This window comes from Nocardia citri, assembly GCF_054065835.1.
In genome coordinates this window covers 12,504-27,228 of the sequence record NZ_JBSUQM010000009.1, presented here as the reverse complement: position 1 = coordinate 27,228, position 14,725 = coordinate 12,504, and the positions used below count along the sequence as shown (strand labels likewise).

Annotated in this window: 16 protein-coding genes; 6 read left to right on the top strand and 10 right to left on the bottom strand. The window is 66.1% G+C overall.

Features of this window, described 5'->3' with window-relative positions; genetic code table 11:
* Positions 1-68: 68 nt before the first annotated feature.
* From ACW2Q0_RS15535 to ACW2Q0_RS15525, 3 genes are all read right to left on the bottom strand, one after another.
* Positions 69-572 (bottom strand): YbjN domain-containing protein, encoded by a 504-nt coding sequence (locus ACW2Q0_RS15535; protein ID WP_457190621.1) that lies wholly within the window; start codon positions 570-572, stop codon positions 69-71.
* Positions 569-1,984, bottom strand: a complete 1,416-nt coding sequence (gene mshA / locus ACW2Q0_RS15530; protein ID WP_457190619.1) for a D-inositol-3-phosphate glycosyltransferase — start codon at positions 1,982-1,984, stop codon at positions 569-571. The genes ACW2Q0_RS15535 and mshA overlap by 4 nt, the downstream gene beginning before the upstream one ends.
* A gap of 183 nt (positions 1,985-2,167) precedes the next feature.
* Positions 2,168-2,989 (bottom strand): alpha/beta fold hydrolase, encoded by an 822-nt coding sequence (locus ACW2Q0_RS15525; RefSeq protein ID WP_457190617.1) that lies wholly within the window; start codon positions 2,987-2,989, stop codon positions 2,168-2,170.
* Positions 2,990-3,078: 89 nt separating this feature from the next.
* Between ACW2Q0_RS15525 and ACW2Q0_RS15520 the strand changes: the two genes are divergently transcribed.
* Together ACW2Q0_RS15520 and mscL are read left to right on the top strand one after the other, a co-directional pair.
* A complete protein-coding gene (locus ACW2Q0_RS15520; protein WP_457190615.1) occupies positions 3,079-3,813 on the top strand; it encodes an SDR family NAD(P)-dependent oxidoreductase in 735 nt (244 codons plus the stop codon).
* Between the two features lie 186 nt (positions 3,814-3,999).
* Positions 4,000-4,449, top strand: a complete 450-nt coding sequence (mscL, locus tag ACW2Q0_RS15515; RefSeq protein WP_457190613.1) for a large conductance mechanosensitive channel protein MscL — start codon at positions 4,000-4,002, stop codon at positions 4,447-4,449.
* Between the two features lie 53 nt (positions 4,450-4,502).
* On the opposite strand, the gene ACW2Q0_RS15510 is transcribed toward mscL, so the two are convergent.
* The 5 genes from ACW2Q0_RS15510 to ACW2Q0_RS15490 form a co-directional block, all read right to left on the bottom strand.
* Positions 4,503-6,944, bottom strand: a complete 2,442-nt coding sequence (locus ACW2Q0_RS15510) for an ATP-binding cassette domain-containing protein (RefSeq protein WP_457190611.1) — start codon at positions 6,942-6,944, stop codon at positions 4,503-4,505.
* Between the two features lie 185 nt (positions 6,945-7,129).
* Positions 7,130-7,540 carry a VOC family protein gene (locus ACW2Q0_RS15505; RefSeq protein WP_457190609.1) on the bottom strand — a complete coding sequence of 137 codons (411 nt, stop codon included), beginning with the start codon at positions 7,538-7,540 and terminating at the stop codon, positions 7,130-7,132.
* Positions 7,541-7,560: 20 nt separating this feature from the next.
* Complete coding sequence (locus ACW2Q0_RS15500; RefSeq protein WP_457190607.1) at positions 7,561-7,995, bottom strand: helix-turn-helix transcriptional regulator; 435 nt, start codon at positions 7,993-7,995, stop codon at positions 7,561-7,563.
* A 38-nt stretch (positions 7,996-8,033) separates the two neighbouring features.
* Positions 8,034-9,278: a L,D-transpeptidase gene (locus ACW2Q0_RS15495; RefSeq protein WP_457190605.1), complete on the bottom strand. Its 1,245-nt coding sequence runs from the start codon at positions 9,276-9,278 to the stop codon at positions 8,034-8,036.
* A 67-nt stretch (positions 9,279-9,345) separates the two neighbouring features.
* Complete coding sequence (locus tag ACW2Q0_RS15490; protein WP_457190603.1) at positions 9,346-10,479, bottom strand: UDP-N-acetylmuramate dehydrogenase; 1,134 nt, start codon at positions 10,477-10,479, stop codon at positions 9,346-9,348.
* Between ACW2Q0_RS15490 and ACW2Q0_RS15485 the strand changes: the two genes are divergently transcribed.
* The 3 genes from ACW2Q0_RS15485 to ACW2Q0_RS15475 all read left to right on the top strand — a co-directional run bounded on the left by ACW2Q0_RS15485 (position 10,478) and on the right by ACW2Q0_RS15475 (position 12,418).
* A complete protein-coding gene (locus ACW2Q0_RS15485) occupies positions 10,478-10,963 on the top strand; it encodes a DUF2505 domain-containing protein (protein ID WP_457190601.1) in 486 nt (161 codons plus the stop codon). The two genes, ACW2Q0_RS15490 and ACW2Q0_RS15485, sit on opposite strands and share 2 nt — an antisense overlap.
* 160 nt (positions 10,964-11,123) lie before the next feature.
* Complete coding sequence (locus ACW2Q0_RS15480) at positions 11,124-11,645, top strand: DUF2505 domain-containing protein (protein ID WP_457190599.1); 522 nt, start codon at positions 11,124-11,126, stop codon at positions 11,643-11,645.
* Positions 11,615-12,418 (top strand): class I SAM-dependent methyltransferase, encoded by an 804-nt coding sequence (locus ACW2Q0_RS15475; RefSeq protein ID WP_457190597.1) that lies wholly within the window; start codon positions 11,615-11,617, stop codon positions 12,416-12,418. The genes ACW2Q0_RS15480 and ACW2Q0_RS15475 overlap by 31 nt, the downstream gene beginning before the upstream one ends.
* A gap of 68 nt (positions 12,419-12,486) precedes the next feature.
* On the opposite strand, the gene ACW2Q0_RS15470 is transcribed toward ACW2Q0_RS15475, so the two are convergent.
* The gene (locus ACW2Q0_RS15470) at positions 12,487-13,134 is read right to left on the bottom strand and encodes a type IV toxin-antitoxin system AbiEi family antitoxin domain-containing protein (protein WP_457190595.1); all 648 of its coding nucleotides are present in this window, start codon (positions 13,132-13,134) and stop codon (positions 12,487-12,489) included.
* Between the two features lie 60 nt (positions 13,135-13,194).
* On the opposite strand from ACW2Q0_RS15470, the gene ACW2Q0_RS15465 reads away from it, so the two are divergent.
* Entirely contained in the window at positions 13,195-13,920 is a 726-nt protein-coding gene (locus tag ACW2Q0_RS15465) for an LmeA family phospholipid-binding protein (RefSeq protein ID WP_457190593.1), read from the top strand.
* 7 nt (positions 13,921-13,927) lie between these two features.
* Here the strand turns inward: ACW2Q0_RS15465 and deoC are convergent, their stop codons facing one another.
* Positions 13,928-14,614 (bottom strand): deoxyribose-phosphate aldolase, encoded by a 687-nt coding sequence (gene deoC / locus ACW2Q0_RS15460; RefSeq protein WP_457190591.1) that lies wholly within the window; start codon positions 14,612-14,614, stop codon positions 13,928-13,930.
* Positions 14,615-14,725 lie beyond the last annotated feature (111 nt).

Sequence of the window (14,725 nt, the reverse complement as noted above, 5' to 3'; positions counted from 1 at the left end):
CGAAATCAGGCGGCAACACTGATCCGAATGATGTAGTACGGCCCCGGCGCTCGGCTCGGACCAGGATGTCAGGGCTGGTCGGCAGCTTCGACCAGATGCTCGAAGGCGCGCAGGTTCTGCAGGGATTCACCACGCGATACCCGCCACTTCCATTCGCGGCGAATGGATTCGGCGAAGCCGAGTTCCAGCAGGACATTGAAGTCGGCGTCGACGGCCTCGAGGATCTGGCCGAAGATGCGGTCCAGTTCGTCGGGGGTGACGGCGTGGACGGCGGTGCGGCCGACCAGGTAGATATCGCCGATGCGGTCCAGGGTGTAGGCCACACCGTAGAGGCGGCGGTTGCGGCGCAGCAGGAATTTGTACACGCCCTCGAAATTCTCGTCGGGCTTGCGGCAGACGAACGATTCGATCCGCAGTCCGTGTTTGCCGACGGTGAGCATCACGGTGGTCTGGAGTTTGCGCTCACCAGGCAGGATGACAACGAAGGTCTCCGGGCTGGGATGGGTGTACTCGATCTCGCGCTCGCGCAGCGTTTCGTCGATCAGCCGTGCGGTCGCGACTGCCGTACTCATCGGTGCGCTCCCGTCCGGCGCCGCCACAGCACCCGCGATCTGGCCTGACTGCTCTCGCCGAGGAGAACAGCGCCGCGTTCCCCCGCGAGGCCGGCGTGTTCCTCCGGCAACTCCGCCAGCGCGGCCTCGAAGACCTGGTGGCGGCCCGTGCGCGGCGCATGGAAATCGGTCAGTGCCGCCGAATAACTGGCGAGCAGGCCGTCCGCGGTGTGTTCCCAGGAGAAGTGGTCGGCGTGCTCTACCGCGCGCAGCCCCATCCGGCGCAGTCGCTCGCCATCATCGAGCAGGTGCCCCAGGGCATCGGCCCAGTCCGGAGTTCGATGTCCGGGGACGAGCAGGCCGGTCTCACCATGTCGCACGGCGGTGCCGAGTCCACCGACATCGGCCGCGAGTACCGGGGTGCCGCTGGCCTGCGCCTCGATGGCGACCAGACCGAAGGATTCGTTGTAACTGGGCACCGCGACCAGGTCGGCGGCCCGATACACCTGTACCAGGCGCTCCGGGGGCTGCGGCGGCAGGAAGGTGACGTGTTCGGCGATGCCGAGCGCGGCGGCGAGTTCGATCAGGGCGTCGGGGCGCTCCAGTCCGGTGCCGGAGGGTCCGCCGACGATGAGCACCCGCAGCTTGCGCGCCGGGTCCCGGTGCAGCAGTTCGGCAGCCGCGCGGACCAGCACGTCCGGGGCCTTGAGCGGCTGGATGCGGCCGATGAACGCGACGATCCGCTCGTCGTTCGCCAGGCCCAATTCGGCTCGGGCCGCGACCTTCTCACCGGGACGGTAGCGCGCCAGATCCGCGCCGGGTGGCACCACATCGATGCGTTCGGGATCGGCGCCGTACAGCTCGACGAGCTGGCGCGCCTCCTCCGCGGTATTGGCGACCATCCGATCGGCCTCGGCGATCACCTGCTTCTCGCCGATCTCGCGGGTCGCCGGCTCGGGGCAGTCGCCTTCGGCGAGTGCCGCGTTCTTCACCGCCGCCAGCGTGTGCGCGGTGTGCACCAGCGGCACCCGCCAGCGGTCCCGTGCGAGCCAGCCGACCTGACCGGAGAGCCAGTAGTGCGAATGGACGAGGTCGTAGTGACCGGGCAGATGTCTGGCCTCCTGGCGCAGCACCTCGGCCGTGAACGAGCACAGCTGGGTCGGCAGATCGTGCTTGTCCAGCCCCTCGAACGGACCCGCCACCACATTGCGCACCAAGACACCCGGGGCCGCCTCCTGGACCGCCGGCACGTTCGAGGACGTGGCCCGGGTGAAGATCTCGACCTCGGTGCCGCGTCGGGCCAGCTGAACGGCGGTTTGCAGCACGTAGACGTTCATGCCGCCCGCATCGCCGGTACCCGGTTGAGCAAGTGGTGAGGTGTGCACCGATAACACGGCTATCCGATTCGGCCGTAGGTCCGGGCGTTGACTCACACGTCCATAGTGCACGTTGGACTCCCCAACCCAGACACCGCAACCGGACCAAGTGACAGCCGTCACAGCAGTTTCGTAAAGGTTTTCACGCGCGGTGCACAAAATCCGACCGGCGCCGATCCCGACACCGGACACGACTGGTCTGCTCTGGTCCAGTGTGTGGCGCCAGCGAATTTCGGACAGCTAATTCAAACCGTCGACGAACGCGCTCACCTCGGCGACGAAGCGGGCGCGATCCTCGATGAAAAGCCCGTGCTGCGCATCCTCCCAGAACGATGCGCGGCCGTCGGGCACGACCTCGAGGATGTATCGGCCATTCTCGATCGGCACGACCGGATCCTTGGTTCCGTGCAGGACGAGCACCGGAATGTCCAGGGCACGTAACGTTTCGGTGTTGTCGACGGTCCGGTAGAACAGCGCCTTGCGCACCCGGGGCGGGGTGGCGAGGCTGGCGCCGAAGAAGCGCTGCGCGTCGACGCCCTTATCCGGATCGGGACCGGTATTGGCATTGCCGAAGGCGCCGAAGGCACGCAACGCCCGACCCGCACTCTCCTCGAAGACCCCGGGAATGGCCTGCTGCATCGCCGGACCGATCGCCGCACCGGGGGCGTGGCCGATATTGACCATCGAACCCGAGTAGATGACGCCCGCGACCGCGCCGGTCCCGTAGGCGGTCAGATAGTCGCTGATCACGATGCCGCCGTAGGACCAGCCGAGCAGCACCGCACCGGATTCGATGCCCTCGGCGGCGAGCACCACGGCGATATCGGCGGCCCAGTTCTGCGGATCGTCGTAGCCGGTCTCCGGAGCATCGGAGTAGCCGTGACCACGCAGGTCGACAGCGAGTACCCGAAAGCGCTCGGCCAGCTCGTCCGCGGCCGCGCCCCAGCACTGCAGATTGGCCGCCCAACCATGTACCAGCACCAGCGGCCGACCCTCTGCCGGGCCACCGACTCGATAGACGATGCCCGTTCCGTCCGCACTGACCGCTTCCCGAATAGCCATGCACCGAGGCTAACGGGCTCGCTCCGCATGCGGTGATCCACGCAACAGGTGCAGTCACCAGCAAATGTTCTGCACTTAGGATCGGGTTCATGAGCATTCGCACTGCCGTCGTCACCGGAGCCAGCTCGGGAATCGGCGCGGCCACCGCCCGGGAACTCGCCAAACAGGGCTATCACGTGTACGTCGGCGCGCGCAGGCTCGATCGGCTGCACCGCCTCGCCGACGAAATCGGCGGCACCGCACTCGAACTCGACGTGACCTCGCAAGATTCCGTGCGCGCCTTCACCGATGCGATCGAGAACGCCGATGTGCTCGTCAACAATGCGGGCGGTGCGAAGGGCCTGGCCCCGGTGACCGAGGCGGACCTGGACGACTGGCGCTGGATGTGGGAAACCAATGTGCTCGGCACGCTGCGGGTGACCAAGGCTTTGCTGCCCAAGCTGATCGCCTCGGGCGACGGGCTCATCGTCACCATCACCTCGGTCGCCGCCTTCGAAGCCTACGACAACGGCTCCGGCTACACCTCGGCCAAGCACGCGCAGGCCGTTCTGCATCGCACCTTGCGCGGCGAATTGCTCGGCCAGCCCGTGCGACTCACCGAAATCGCGCCCGGCGCAGTGGAGACCGAGTTCTCACTGGTGCGATTCGCCGGGGACGCGGAGCGGGCGGCCAAGGTGTACGAGGGTATTGATCCGCTGGTCGCGCAGGATATCGCGGAGATCATCGGGTTCGTGGCCGCGCGACCGTCCCATGTGAATCTGGACCAGATCATCGTCAAGCCACGTGACCAGGCCGGTCCGGGTCGCTTCGCGCGCCGCGGCTGACAGGATCGATTTCTGTCGTCACCATGGAGGCGACAACCGATTTCGCAAGTACATGGCTAACTCACCGGGCACGCCCAAAACCTAGCTGACACCCGACCGCCGGCCCGGATGTGAACTCGAGTGGCACCCGACGCCCGGAACACGGCGTGGGCAGGCGGACAAGTCCGGATTGGAGTTGCTCGGCTCATGCTCAAGGGGTTCAAAGATTTCCTGATGCGCGGGAACGTCATCGATCTCGCCGTCGCGGTGGTCATGGGTACCGCGTTCACCGCGGTGGTGACAGCGGTGACCAAGGGGATCATCAATCCGCTGCTCGCGGTATTGGGTAAGACCAATGAGCTGGGGCTCGGCGTTCAGCTGGTCGCCGATAAGCCCGCCACTTTCATCGCGATCGGGCCGATTATCACTGCGTTCATCGACTTCGTGCTGGTCGCCGCGGTGCTGTACTTCGTGCTGATGGTGCCGATGAAGACCCTGAAGAACCGCTTCGGCACCGCCAAGGTGGCCGAGCCGACCGAGGTCGAATTGCTCATCGAGATCCGCGATCTGCTGGCCGAGCAGCAGAAGAGGTCCACCGTCGACATCGAATCCTTCGGTAGGGACGGTTCGCTCGTCGAAAAGAGCGCTGCGCGGTAACCGCCGAATATGTTTCGCCCCTGCCCGGACGTCCGGGCAGAGGTGAATGTCGTTCAGGCGCCGACGTATGCCGCGAGGTGTTCGCCGGTGCGGGTGGCGCGCTCGGCGACCAGGTCGGCAGGGGTGCCCTCGAAGATGATCTTGCCGCCGTCGTGGCCCGCGCCGGGACCGAGGTCGATGATCCAATCGGCATGCGCCATGACGGCCTGGTGGTGCTCGATGACGATGACCGACTTGCCGGAGTCGACCAGCCGGTCGAGCAGACCGAGCAGCTGCTCGACGTCGGCGAGGTGCAGACCCGTTGTCGGCTCGTCGAGGACGTACACGCCGCCCTTCTCGGCCATGTGGGTGGCCAGTTTGAGCCGCTGCCGCTCGCCGCCGGACAGCGTGGTGAGCGGCTGACCGAGGGTGAGATAGCCCAGCCCGACGTCGGCGAGCCGGTCGAGGATCTTTTCCGCGGCCGGTGTGCGCGCCGCGCCCGCGCTGAAGAACTCCTGCGCCTCGGTCACCGGCATCGCGAGCACCTCGCTGATGTCGCGGCCGCCGAGGTGGTACTCGAGCACCGCGGCCTGGAACCGTTTACCCTCGCACTCCTCACAGGTGGTGGCGACGCCGGCCATGACCGCGAGGTCGGTGTAGATGACGCCCGCGCCATTGCAGTTGGGGCATGCGCCCTCGGAATTGGCACTGAAAAGCGCTGGCTTGACGCCGTTTTCCTTCGCGAATGCCTTGCGGATCGGGTCGAGCAGTCCGGTGTAGGTTGCCGGGTTGCTCCGCCGGGAGCCGCGGATCGCGCCCTGGTCGACGGATACGACGCCCGCGCCAGGGGGTATCGATCCGTGTACGAGTGAGCTCTTTCCCGAGCCTGCGACACCGGTGATGACGGCGAGCACACCGAGCGGGATATCGACATCGACGTCGCGCAGGTTGTTCGTCGAAGCGCCACGAATCTCCAAGGCGCCGTTGGGCTTTCGCACCGTATCCTTCAGCGCGGCCCGGTCGTCGAAGTGGCGGCCGGTGATGGTGCCGCTGCCGCGCAGCCCATCGACGCTGCCCTCGAAGCAGACAGTGCCGCCGGACGTACCGGCGCCGGGGCCCAGGTCGACGATGTGGTCGGCGATGACGATCGTCTCCGGCTTGTGCTCGACGACCAGCACCGTATTGCCCTTATCCCGCAGCCGCAGCAGTAGTTCGTTCATCCGCTGGATGTCATGCGGGTGCAACCCCGCGGTCGGCTCGTCGAAAACGTAGGTGACGTCGGTGAGCGAGGAGCCGAGATGGCGGATCATCTTGACGCGCTGCGCCTCACCGCCCGACAGCGTGCCCGCGGGCCGGTCCAGCGAAAGGTAACCGAGCCCGATCTCCACGAACGAGTCGAGAGTGTGCCGCAGTGAGGTCAGCAGCGGCGCCACCGACGGTTCGTTCAGCCCGCTGACCCATTCGGCCAGATCGCTGATCTGCATGGCGCAGGCGTCGGCAATGCTGATGCCTTCGATCTTCGACGAGCGCGCCAATTCGCTGAGTCGGGTGCCCTCGCATTCGGGACAGGTCTGGAAGGTGACCGCGCGCTCCACGAAGGCGCGGATATGCGGCTGCAGCGCGTCGACGTCCTTGGACAGCATCGACTTGCGGATCCGCGGGATCAGGCCCTCATAGGTGAGATTGATACCCTCGACCTTGATCTTGGTCGGCTCCTTGTACAGCAGATCGTCGAGTTCACGCTTGTTGTACTTTTTGATCGGCTTATCTGGATCGAAAAAGCCGCAGCCGGCGAAGATGCGGCCGAACCAGCCATCCATGCTGTAGCCCGGAATGGTGAGCGCGCCCTCGTTCAGGGATTTGGTGTCGTCGTACAGCTGGGTCAGATCGATATCGTTGACCGCACCCCGGCCCTCACAGCGCGGACACATACCACCGGTAATGCTGAAGCTGCGGCGCTCCTTCACCGTCTTCCCGGCGCGTTCGATCGCGACCGCACCCGCACCGCTGATCGACGCGACATTGAAGGAGAACGCCTGCGGCGAGCCGATATGCGGCTGCCCGAGTCGGCTGAACAGGATGCGCAGCATCGCGTTGGCGTCGGTGGCCGTGCCGACCGTGGAGCGCGGATCGGCGCCCATCCGTTGCTGATCGACGATGATCGCAGTGGTCAGCCCGTCGAGCACGTCGACCTCCGGCCGCGCCAGCGTGGGCATGAAACCCTGCACGAAGGTGCTGTAGGTCTCGTTGATCAGCCGCTGCGACTCCGCGGCGATGGTGTCGAATACCAGCGAACTCTTACCCGAACCGGACACACCGGTGAACACCGTCAGCCGGCGCTTCGGGATCGCGATGCTGATGTCCCTGAGGTTGTTCACGCGCGCGCCGAGCACGCGGATCAGATCGTGGCTGTCGGCAGCATGCGAGGCGGGCGCTGGTCCGTCCGTCTTGTCGGTCGGCCCACCTGCCACTCGACCACCACCCCTCGTGGAATCGCTTCGCGATACTGTGCTCATCGTTTCTCCATCTATTGCGCGGGCCGCTCGCGCGCTCACCGTCGGAGTCGGCTGGCTCGATCTCATCAGCTCCGACCAGAGCGTTCGGTAGTTATTCGGCAGTGGTCAGTGGCCATTGTCTGCCGGACGCCGGTGGCCAGCGGCACCAACGGCGTCGGCAGCTATGCGGTGATTTGCTCGAACGCTCAGCTGACCTGCTGAATACGGACCATATTGCCCGCCGGATCCCGGAAGGCGCAGTCGCGAACCCCGTACGGCTGATCGGTCGGCTCCTGGACGACCTCGGCATCGGCGGCCTGCACCTTCTCGAAGGTGGCGTCGACATCCTTGGTCCCCAGCAGGATGCTGGCGTAGGTGCCCTTGGCCATCATCTCGGCGATGGTGCGGCGCTCGTCATCGGTGATGCCGGGGTCGGCGGCCGGGGGGTGCAGAACGATGGATGTGCCGGGCTGGTCGACCGGGCCTACAGTGAGCCAGCGCATCCCGTTGAATCCGACGTCTTTGCGGAGTTCGAAGCCGAGGGCGTCGCGGTAGAAGGCCAGGGCGGCCTCCGGGTCGTCCTGCGGGAGGAAGCTCGCTTGAATGGTGATGTCCATGGCATTCACGCTAGTTGCGCCTAGGTGAGCTGCGCTTCTCGATTCCTGATCGGTCTCGTCACCCGTTTCACGACGAGCGTCGGCAGATCCACGGGGGCATGCACCGCCTGCTCCCGGTAGGCGCTCGGCGGTATTCCGACCAACTCGGTGAATCGAGTGCTGAAGGTGCCCAGCGACTGGCAGCCGACCGCGAAGCAGACCTCGGTGACGCTGAGATCGCCACGCCGCAACAGCGACATAGCGCGCTCGATGCGCCGCGTCATCAGGTACGAGTACGGCGACTCGCCGTAGGCGGCCTTGAACTGGCGGCTCAGATGCCCCGCTGACATGTGCGCGTCCCGCGCGAGCGCCTCGACGTCCAGCGGTTGCGCGTACTCCCGGTCGATCCGGTCCCGGACGCGGCGCAGGCGCGCGAGGTCGCGTAGGTTGTCCTCCTTGGCGGGTCTGCTGGTCACGCGTCCGATCGTCGCATGTTGCGCCGGGTTTGCCTAGCTCAGCGACCACCGGCCGGCAGCGGCGGCACGGGTGTCGCGGATACCGGATTCTTGGGCTCGCCCTGCAATGCCGACAGCCCGGTCCAAGTATTCCAGTCGATGGTCCAGTCATAGAGATCGCCGTCGGCGGCCGACAGCGCGATCGATGTGCCGGTCACCTCGACCGGATCGCCGTAGAGGGCGGTCGGGAAGTAGGCCTGCGCGTCGGTCGGCGACAGATTGATGCAGCCGTTGGTGACATTCGAAGAACCCTGCGCTGTAAGGGATTCCGGGTTGGCGTGAATGAATTCACCATTATTGGAGATGCGTACGGCCCAGCGTTCGCGAACGTTGGTGTAGAACGGCGGATTCGACATCATGAAGTCTTCGTACTTCTCGGTGACGACGTGCACACCGGAGCGCGTGACATTGCGCGCCTCATTGCCCTGGCCGTAGCTGACCGGGAAATCGAAGACGACCTGTCCGTCGCGCACGACCTGTATGCGATGGCTCGGTGCGCTGGCCTTCACGATCTGGCTACGGCCGATGCGGAAATCCGAAGTGAGATCGGAATATCCGTAATTCCCGCCGCCGAGATCCAGACCGTATAGCTTGGCCCCGATGTGCACGGTGGTGCCGGGCACCCAGTAGTCCTTCGGCCGCCAATGCACGCGCGAGCCGCCGTTGTCGTCCGGGAACCAGGCCCAGGCGCCCTCGGTCGGCGGATTCGTGGTGATGGTGAGCGCCTTCTCCACCGCGGCCTTGTTCTGCACGGAACCCTTGAACTGCAAGATGATCGGCGCGGCGATGCCGACTTCCTGGTTATCGGCGATATTGACGGTCGCGGGGAAGGTGTTCTTCGGTGCCAGGGTGGTGAAGCTGCCGTCGATCGGGACCGGCTTGTGGTCGGCGCCGACCGCGGTGCCGGACCATTTGTATTTGGCGTTGTAACCGAGCGGTTCGGTGGTCTGGAAGCTGTGCCGGTCCGCGGCGAGTTCGCCGGTGACCTGCTTGCCGTTGGCATTGGTCAGCGCGATCTGATCGATGGTGCCGTCGGTGACGGTCACCGAGATCGGTGTGGTCGGGTTGACGTTCTTGGCGTCGGCGCCCGGTGTCAGCGTGACCTTCGCGACGGGGGTGTTGTCTTTGGCGGAGTCACTCTTACCGCCTTTGTCGGTCGTGCATCCGGCCACCAGCGCGACTACCACGAGCAGCACGGCGGAGACGGCGGCGGCTGATCTGTGGAGGGCTGGACGATGGCTCACCGCACCGAATTTACGCGGCGACAACCGTTCGCCACGCCAGGGAAGAATGTGGTGTCCGCTTCATCGTTTAAAGCGCCACCCCAATGGGTACAGGTTCCGGTTCCAGCCGGATCCCGAATCGGTCCGCGACACCGTCGCGGACCGTGCGCGCCAGTGCGACCAGATCGGCGGCGGTCGCGTCGCCACGGTTCGTCAAGGCCAGCGTATGTTTTGTGGATAGCCGGGCCGGGGCATCCGGACCCGGAAAACCCTTGGCGAAGCCCGCCCGCTCGATGAGCCAGCCCGCGGAGAATTTGACGCCGTCGGGCGCCGGATAAGTGGGGATTGTGACGTCGCCCACATGGGCGACGATCGCAGCCTTCACATCCGCCACGCGGTGGTCCGCGACGACCGGATTGGTGAAAAACGAACCCGCGCTCCAGGTGTCGTTATCGGCGGGGTCGAGCACCATGCCCTTGCCCGCGCGCAGCTTCAGCACCGCCGCCCGGACCTGATCGGCGGGACGGGAGTCACCGTTGTCCGCGCCGAGTGCGTTCGCTAGTTCGCCATAGCGCAGCGGTGCGCTCGAGCCGTCCGGATTCAGCGCGAAGTCCACCGCGAGCACCACGGCGGTGTCGCGATGTTTGAGTGCGCTGGTGCGGTAGCCGAAGCCGAGTTCGGCCGGTTCGACCCAGCGGATTTCGCCGCTCGCGCGATCCAGCAGGCGCACCCGGCGCAGCAGGCTCTCGACCTCGACGCCGTACGCGCCGACATTCTGTACCGGCGTCGCACCGGCCGATCCCGGAATGCCCGACAGACATTCCAGCCCGCCCAACCCGGCCTCGATCGTGGCCGCGACCACCGTGTCCCAGTTCGCCCCCGCCTCGGCGACCACGCCGTCCACGCCGATCTCGACCGCCTCGTTGCGCACCCGGACCACAACACCGTCGAAGCCGTCGTCACCGATGAGCAGGTTGGATCCGCCCGCGAGCAGTAGCAGCGCAATGCCCGCGGTGTCCAGCGCCCGGACCGTCGCTACCAGCGCTTCGGTCGTCGCACACTCCGCGACGGTGGCCGGACCGCCGACCCGTAATGTGGTCAGCTCGGCCAATCGCACCGATTCGCGCAGCCGCGCGCCGCTATCGACCAGCAGCTCGCGCAGCTGGTCCGCCGACACCACCCGTGAAGTTCGCACGCCCCAGACGGTAGCCTGTTCGACCATGGCTACACCCCTGGCGTACACGGCTCGCTACTCGTATCCGGTTGGCGCCGTACGCGCGGCCTTCGCCGATGAACAGTACTGGAAGGACCGCATCGCCGAGGTGGGTGGCGAGAATGCCCGGTTGGATTCGGTCACCGTCAACGGCGACCGGGTCGAGGTCGAGATGGTGCAGGTCATCGCCGCTGACCAGCTGCCCGCCGCGATCACCGCGGTGCGGCCGGGTGATCTGATCATCCCGCGCACCGAGATCTGGACCGGCGATTCGGCCACCTTCACCGCGCGGGTGGAGGGTGCGCCCGCCGAGGTCCGCGGCACCATCGCGCTGGCGGCCGACGGCTCCGGTTCGGTGGCGCAGACCAAGGGCAGCATCGAGGTGAAGATTCCGCTGTTCGGCGCGAAAATCGAGGCCGCGATCGCGCAGCGATTGACCGAATTGCTGACCAATGAGGAAGAGTTCACGAACGGCTGGCTCGCCGAGCACTGAGGCCGAGGCTGCCTGCCCACGCCGCCCAGTGCCGTTCATATCTCGATTCTGTCCCGACGATGTGGTGGATTCCGCGTGGCGGTGGTGTGGGTTTGTGGTGAATCCCCACACCTACCGCCGAGCGATGCGGCGGCGACCGGTGCCGGTAACGTACTCCCCCATGGCTCGCCGACTGGACTATTCAGCCCGCTTCCCGCTGCACACCACAAAGGAGCTGTACGCGGCGCTGTCGACCCGGGAGTACTGGGATGACCGGTGCGCGGAGATGTCGAAACTCTCGCCGGGCAATGAGGTCGGCAGCCTGGATATCGGCGACTCCGGTATCGACGTCGTGCTCAATCACATCCTGCCGCGCGAAATGCTGCCGGAGATCGCGCAGGCGGTCATGCGCAAGGACATGGTCATCACCCGCAAGGAGAGCTGGGGACCGTTCGACGAGAACGAGTCCGTCGGCAAGTTCTCGGCCTCCATTCCGGCCGGGCCCGGCAGCCTCGGCGGCACCATCCGGTTGTTCCCCACCGATACCGGCTGCACCATGCGGTTCTCCTCCGAGGCCAAGGTGTTCATCCCGATGGTCGGCCCGCGACTCGAACAGCTGATGCTGGTGAACCTCGTCGACCTGTTCCGCGCCGAGGCCGAGCGAACCGTGCAGTGGCTGGAAGCGCAAAACCCGACCCGCTGAGACCGGTCGGCACCATCACCAGGGGCACCACCGGTGTCAACCGATTGCGACGCAGCGACCGCTGGCTGATCCACGACGAGCTGGTCACCGGCCTACTGCGCGAAGCAACCGATCCGCTGGTCGTCGACCTCGGCTATGGGGCGAGTCCGTGGACCACATTGGAGTTGGCGTCTCGATTGCGCACGGTCTGTGCGAACGTTCGGGTGGTCGGGCTGGAGATCGATCCGGAACGCGTGGTGCCCGGCCGCGACGGCGTCACTTTCGCCCGCGGCGGCTTCGAATTGGCCGGGCTGCGGCCGGTGCTGGTGCGTGCGTTCAATGTGCTGCGGCAATATCCGGAGTCGGCCGTTCCCGATGCGTGGGCCACCATTCTGTCCAGGATGGATTCGGGCGGATTACTCGTCGACGGCACCTGCGACGAGTTGGGCAGACGCTGCGCCTGGGTGCTTTTGGATCGGTCCGGACCGCTCTCGCTCACACTGGCGTGGGATCCGTTCACGGTCGAGCGTCCGTCCGATATCGCCGAACGCCTGCCAAAGGTGTTGATTCACCGCAATATTCCCGGTGAGCCGATCCATGCGCTGTTGACGGCCGCCGATCGCGCGTGGGCCCGCGCCGCTCCCCTGGCGCCCTTCGGCCCCCGAGTGCGCTGGCGCACGGCGGCGGAGTACCTGCGCCAGCAGGGTTTTCCGGTGCGCGTATATCGCCGCCGCATGCGCGACTGCGTGCTGTCGGTCCCGTGGGCCACCGTGGCGCCCAACCGAACTGGCTGAGTACCGGCGAGACCGGAGACCGGATGAACTCATAGCCGAATCGGATCAATCACCGATTCATCGCGCCATCAGACGGCGGTGAGGGCTCGGTACACCCGGACCGCCGCGCGCGGGGGGAGTCGCACACTCGCGGAACGGATTTCATCGCTGGCGCAGCGATGGATGGCGACCGCGTCGGCGACCACCTCATCCAATGCGGATTGTCCGATATCGCTCTCGGCCAGATCGAGCACCGTGCGCACGGGAGTGGTCACCAGGAAGGCGCCCGCGGATTCGAGATCGGCCGGAACAAGCGGGCGGCGCTGCACCACCAGTCGCGGGGTGAGCGGCGGACGGCCCGCACCTACCGACATATGCAGGAATCGCGGCCGTAGTGAACCGAGACCGTGCAACTCCGCGGCACTCTGATGGGATACCGCGGCGGCCCCGTCGAACCAGGCCGCCCACATGGCGTATTCGTCGAGCGGACCGGCGGGCCAATCGGCCAACCGCAATAGTCCGACCCCGGCCCGGCTCACCGTGCCGTCGCCGAGTCCGGCACGGACACGCGTCTCACAGCCCACGCGTAGTGCCTGTCTGGTCGTGAAGAATCCGGCGTGACGTCCGGCCAATCGCCGCAGCACACGCCAACCGCGCTCGGCGGAATCTAGTGCGCGGCCCGCCGCATCGCCAACCATATCGACCAGGCTACGCTCGAATTCTGTGTCGCATGTCACAATTGCACCCCTCACAGGGTCCACAGAGCGAGCTCAGAAAAGTCGGGAAGAATCGACCGCATGAGTACGAAGAGCCAATCCACCCTGACGGTCAACCGGCGTGCCCTGGTGATCGCCCTCGTCGTGGTAGCGATTCTGCTCGCTACCGTGCTGGTCGGCGGGGAGGCGTATGCGCGGCATCAGGTTTCGCGGTGCATCAGCACCCAATTCGAGAAAGATATGGGTTCGAAGATCGACGTGAGCTTCGGAGCCAAACCCATGCTGATCACGTGGATCGACGGAAAAGTCGATCAGGTGAAGGTCGACAGCGCCGATTCCAAGTTCGGTCCGGCCGTCGGCATGGTGGTGCACGCCAGATTCAACGACGTCGAGGTCGATAACGGCAGCGGCGGCACCATCGGCAGCTCGTCGGCCGATGTCACCTGGGGCAACGACGGTATCCGGGAGACGCTCGGCGGCCTGGTCAGCGGCGTGAGTTCCTCCTCGTCGAGCGGGGTGCTCACCCTGGATGTGCTCGGCGGGTTCGCACAGCTGCAGGTGAAGCCGCAGGTCAAGGACGGCACCGTGCAGGTCGAGACGATGTCGGCGGAGCTGCTCGGTATGGGAATTCCGAAGGATCTGGTATCGGGCATCGTCGAGGTGTTCACGCAGAGTCTGCAGAGCTACCCGCTCGGTATGAAGGCCACCGAGGTCAAGGTCACCGATAACGGCATCGCCGTGAAGCTGGCGGGTGGGCGGACCGAACTGCCCGCCGCGCAGAACAACAGCAGCAGCGTCAGCTGCTGATTCGCGGTCAGGCGGGGAATCCCGCCAGCACCGCACGGGATTTCGAGAGTCCGAGGCGGGTCGCGCCCGCGGCGATCAGTTCGGCGGCGGCATCGGAGGTCCGGATGCCGCCGCTGGCCTTCACCCCGAGACGCCCCCCGACGGTCTCGGCCATCAACTGGACCGCGTGCACGCTGGCACCACCGGACGGATGAAATCCCGTGGAGGTCTTCACGAAATCGGCACCGGCGCGTTCGGCGGCGCGGCAGACCTCGACAATCGCGGCATCGGACAAGGCCGCCGATTCGATGATCACCTTGAGCACCACGTGATCCCCCACTGCCTCACGCACCGTCACGATATCGGACAGCACCGCGCCGTAATCGCCTGCGCGCGCGGCTCCGACATCGATCACCATGTCGACCTCGGTGGCACCCTGCTCGACAGCGAGCCGCGCCTCGGCACCCTTGACGAGCGAATGATGCTTCCCAGATGGGAATCCCGCGACCGTCGCGACCACCACTGCGGACGCCCGAATCGGCAACATGGACGGCGATACACAGATCGCGTACACGCCGAGTTCGCGTGCCTCCGTGACCAAAGCCGCCACCTCCGCTGCCGTCGCCTCCGGCGCCAGCAGCGTGTGATCGATCATGGCGGCCACTTCGGCCCTGGTCAGCGACGCGGAATTTGCCACAGGGTGAGAGTCTGGCATACCCGCGGCGAATTCCATTGCGCGCCTCCGGCGCATCGCGCACACTCGATACTGTCGGTGACGCTACGGACAGCGTTTTGCGACTGCCCGGCCGATTGTTGCGTAGTTACG